This window comes from Streptomyces marokkonensis (genome assembly GCF_039539045.1).
Taxonomy (GTDB): Bacteria; Actinomycetota; Actinomycetes; order Streptomycetales; family Streptomycetaceae; genus Streptomyces; species Streptomyces marokkonensis.
In genome coordinates, this window is sequence record NZ_BAABCQ010000320.1 from 1 (window position 1) to 3,543 (window position 3,543).

General features: G+C 70.8%; 5 protein-coding genes. 4 read left to right on the forward strand and 1 reads right to left on the reverse strand.

The window, feature by feature from the left end; genetic code table 11:
* Positions 1–250: 250 nt before the first annotated feature.
* The 4 genes from ABEA26_RS35385 (at position 251) to ABEA26_RS35400 (ending at position 3,035) form a co-directional block, all read left to right on the forward strand.
* On the forward strand, positions 251–1,843 hold the full coding sequence (locus tag ABEA26_RS35385) for an acyl-CoA carboxylase subunit beta (RefSeq protein ID WP_345598103.1): 1,593 nt from the start codon (positions 251–253) through the stop codon (positions 1,841–1,843).
* A gap of 9 nt (positions 1,844–1,852) precedes the next feature.
* Positions 1,853–2,062 carry an acyl-CoA carboxylase subunit epsilon gene (locus ABEA26_RS35390; protein ID WP_345598105.1) on the forward strand — a complete coding sequence of 70 codons (210 nt, stop codon included), beginning with the start codon at positions 1,853–1,855 and terminating at the stop codon, positions 2,060–2,062.
* A 173-nt stretch (positions 2,063–2,235) separates the two neighbouring features.
* Positions 2,236–2,364, forward strand: a complete 129-nt coding sequence (gene mmpB, locus ABEA26_RS35395; RefSeq protein ID WP_345598107.1) for a morphogenic membrane protein MmpB — start codon at positions 2,236–2,238, stop codon at positions 2,362–2,364.
* A 47-nt stretch (positions 2,365–2,411) separates the two neighbouring features.
* The gene (locus tag ABEA26_RS35400; RefSeq protein ID WP_345598109.1) at positions 2,412–3,035 is read left to right on the forward strand and encodes a Maf family protein; all 624 of its coding nucleotides are present in this window, start codon (positions 2,412–2,414) and stop codon (positions 3,033–3,035) included.
* Here ABEA26_RS35400 and ABEA26_RS35405 read toward each other — a convergent pair.
* The gene (locus ABEA26_RS35405; protein WP_345598110.1) at positions 3,004–3,465 is read right to left on the reverse strand and encodes a hypothetical protein; all 462 of its coding nucleotides are present in this window, start codon (positions 3,463–3,465) and stop codon (positions 3,004–3,006) included. The two genes, ABEA26_RS35400 and ABEA26_RS35405, sit on opposite strands and share 32 nt — an antisense overlap.
* Between the last annotated feature and the right edge of the window lie 78 nt (positions 3,466–3,543).

Consider the following 3,543-nt stretch of genomic DNA (forward strand, 5'->3'; position numbering starts at 1 on the left):
TCCTAAGACCGCTTGGCCTCCGACTTCTCGACCGCTTTCACGGTGTCCCCCCTCCGACGTGTCCCGCCGCGACGCCTCGATCGTAACCACGAACAGGGTGACGGCGTGGACTCTCCGAGAAGCCCGTTCCCGCGTCTGTGAAGGGGAAAACGGTGTGGGAAACACCGCACTGCCGATCGCAAGACCCCCTACTACTCTACGGATGAGTAACCGTCCCCACCCTTTTGAGCAGGCAGGGAGCCGCATCCCGATGTCCGAGCCGGAAGAGCAGCAGCCCGACATCCACACGACCGCGGGCAAGCTCGCGGATCTCAGGCGCCGTATCGAGGAAGCGACGCACGCCGGTTCGGAACGCGCCGTCGAGAAGCAGCACGCCAAGGGCAAGCTGACGGCCCGTGAGCGCATCGGCCTCCTGCTGGACGAGGATTCCTTCGTCGAACTGGACGAGTTCGCCCGGCACCGCTCCACCGACTTCGGCCTCGACGCCAACCGCCCCTACGGCGACGGAGTCGTCACCGGTTACGGCACCGTCGACGGCCGCCCGGTCGCCGTCTTCTCGCAGGACTTCACCGTGTTCGGCGGGGCGCTGGGCGAGGTCTACGGCCAGAAGATCGTCAAGGTGATGGACTTCGCGCTGAAGACCGGCTGCCCGGTCATCGGCATCAACGACTCCGGTGGCGCCCGCATCCAGGAGGGCGTGGCCTCGCTGGGCGCGTACGGCGAGATCTTCCGCCGCAACACCCACGCCTCCGGCGTCATCCCCCAGATCAGCCTGGTCGTCGGCCCGTGCGCGGGCGGCGCGGTCTACTCCCCCGCGATCACCGACTTCACGGTGATGGTCGACCGGACCAGCCACATGTTCATCACCGGCCCCGACGTCATCAAGACGGTCACCGGCGAGGACGTCGGTTTCGAGGAGCTGGGCGGCGCGCGCACCCACAACTCCACCTCGGGCGTGGCCCACCACATGGCCGGTGACGAGAAGGACGCCGTCGAGTACGTCAAGCAGCTGCTGTCGTACCTGCCGTCCAACAACCTCTCCGACCCGCCCGTCTTCCCGGAGGAGGCGGATCTCGCCGTCACGGACGAGGACGCCGAGCTGGACACGATCGTCCCGGACTCGGCGAACCAGCCGTACGACATGCACAGCGTCATCGAGCACGTCCTGGACGACGCCGAGTTCTTCGAGACGCAGCCGCTGTACGCGCCGAACATCCTCACCGGCTTCGGCCGCGTCGAGGGCCGCCCGGTCGGCATCGTGGCCAACCAGCCGATGCAGTTCGCGGGCTGCCTGGACATCACCGCCTCCGAGAAGGCGGCGCGCTTCGTGCGCACCTGCGACGCCTTCAACGTGCCCGTCCTGACCTTCGTGGACGTCCCCGGCTTCCTGCCGGGCGTCGACCAGGAGCACGACGGCATCATCCGCCGCGGCGCCAAGCTGATCTTCGCCTACGCCGAGGCGACCGTCCCGCTCATCACGGTCATCACCCGCAAGGCCTTCGGCGGCGCCTACGACGTCATGGGCTCCAAGCACCTGGGTGCCGACCTGAACCTGGCCTGGCCCACCGCCCAGATCGCCGTCATGGGCGCCCAGGGCGCGGTCAACATCCTGCACCGCCGCACCATCGCGGAGGCCGGTGACGAGGCCGAGGCCACCCGCGCCCGCCTGATCCGGGAGTACGAGGACGCCCTCCTCAACCCCTACACGGCGGCCGAACGCGGCTACGTCGACGCGGTGATCATGCCGTCCGACACCCGCCGCCACATCGTCCGTGGCCTGCGCCAGCTGCGTACGAAGCGGGAATCCCTCCCCCCGAAGAAGCACGGCAACATCCCCCTCTAAGGAGCCGCTGTGACGATCAAGGTCATACGGGGCAACCCCACCCCCGAGGAGCTGGCCGCCGCCCTGGCGGTGGTCCGCGCCCGCGCCGTGACGGCTCAGGCCGAGCCGTCCGGCGCGCCGAGCACGCGGGACGCGTGGTCCGACCCGTCCCGCATCGCGTCCGCCCACCTTCCCCACCCGGGCCCGACGTCATGGGGCCGCACGTACTGGCCGGCCTGAGCCGGCCGACCCGGGGGGGCGCGGGACCGTACCGGCACGCGGCTTTGCCGCGTGGGCGCGCGGCACCGACACACAGCGCCAGCGCATGGCGCCACATGGCACCACAACCCCGCGCCCCAAATAAGTACCCGTACTCAAGCGCCGCCCCACGGCCGAGCCGCACGCTGGGGAACATGCTGTGGTCCGACCCCGAGAACGAGCCGCCCAAGGAACTGCGCGAGACGCAGGACATGCTGCGGCGGCTGAGCGTTTTCCTGGCTCTGGCCATGGTCCTCGCGATGATCGTGATCGGCGCGGGGTGAGGCGCCGGCGTCCCTGACACCGTCGGTGGCGCCGATACCCTGATCCCATGACAGACCAGCAGCCGCGTCGCCGACTCGTCCTCGCCTCCCAGTCCCCGGCCCGGCTCGGCCTGCTGCGCCAGGCCGGACTCGCCCCCGAAGTACTCGTGAGCGGCGTCGACGAGGAGGCCGTCACCGCGCCCACCCCGGCGGAGCTGGCCCTCGCCCTCGCCGAGGCCAAGGCCTCCGTCGTGGCGGCCAAGCCCGAGGTGCACGGCGCGCTGGTGATCGGCTGCGACTCGGTGCTCGACCTGGACGGCCAGGCGCTCGGCAAGCCGGCGGACGCCGAGGAGGCCACCGCCCGCTGGAAGGCGATGCGCGGCCGGGCGGGCACGCTCCAGACCGGCCACTGCGTCTGGGACACCGCCTCGGGCCGCCACATCTCGGCCACCGCCTCCACCGTCGTCCGCTTCGGCGAGCCGACCGACGAGGAGATCGCGGCCTACGTGGCCTCCGGCGAGCCGCTGTACGTCGCCGGGGCGTTCACCCTCGACGGCCGCTCGGCCCCGTTCATCGACGGCATCGAGGGCGACCACGGGAACGTGATCGGCATCAGCCTGCCCCTCGTACGCCGACTGCTCGCAGAACTGGGCGTCGGCATCACGGAGTTGTGGGCGCCGGCGGCGGGCTGACCGGGGATCCGTCGTCGCCCCCGCCGCCCTCGGGGCGCCCGGCCGCGGGCTCCTCGCGGACGTCGTGGGTCATCAGCAGCAGGATGATGAGGGCGAGGACGAGGACCATGAACAGGAAGGCCTGGGGGCCGACCAGCCCCCAGGCTACGGCGCCGAGCAGTGCGTGCACCACGGCGGCGCTGACCAGCAGGACCCGGCCGAGGCCGGCCGGCGGACGGCCTCGCACCGCCACGAGCAGGGCGACCAGGCCGCACAGCGCGAAGTAGAGCCCGAAGACGACACCGCCGGCCTTCGAGGACACGGACATCATGTCCGGGTCGAGACCGGCCAGGGACATGTTCTGCCGGTCGACGACGATCCCCAGAAACCAGTTCAGCGCCGCGACGCCGACCGCCTCCGCGAAGAGCACGACCGCCACGACCCACGCCACCGGCCTGCGCACCCTCACCGGTCCCCACCCACTTTCGACCGCTGCCGCACAGGACAGCTGTTACCCCAAGTACGTTCG

Bases quoted from the DNA above. Each gene is read 5' to 3' on its own strand.
- ABEA26_RS35400 (WP_345598109.1), top strand. From the start codon at position 2,412: ATGACAGACCAGCAGCCGCGTCGCCGACTCGTCCTCGCCTCCCAGTCC.
- ABEA26_RS35385 (WP_345598103.1), top strand. From the start codon at position 251: ATGTCCGAGCCGGAAGAGCAGCAGCCCGACATCCACACGACCGCGGGC.
- mmpB (WP_345598107.1), top strand. From the start codon at position 2,236: ATGCTGTGGTCCGACCCCGAGAACGAGCCGCCCAAGGAACTGCGCGAG.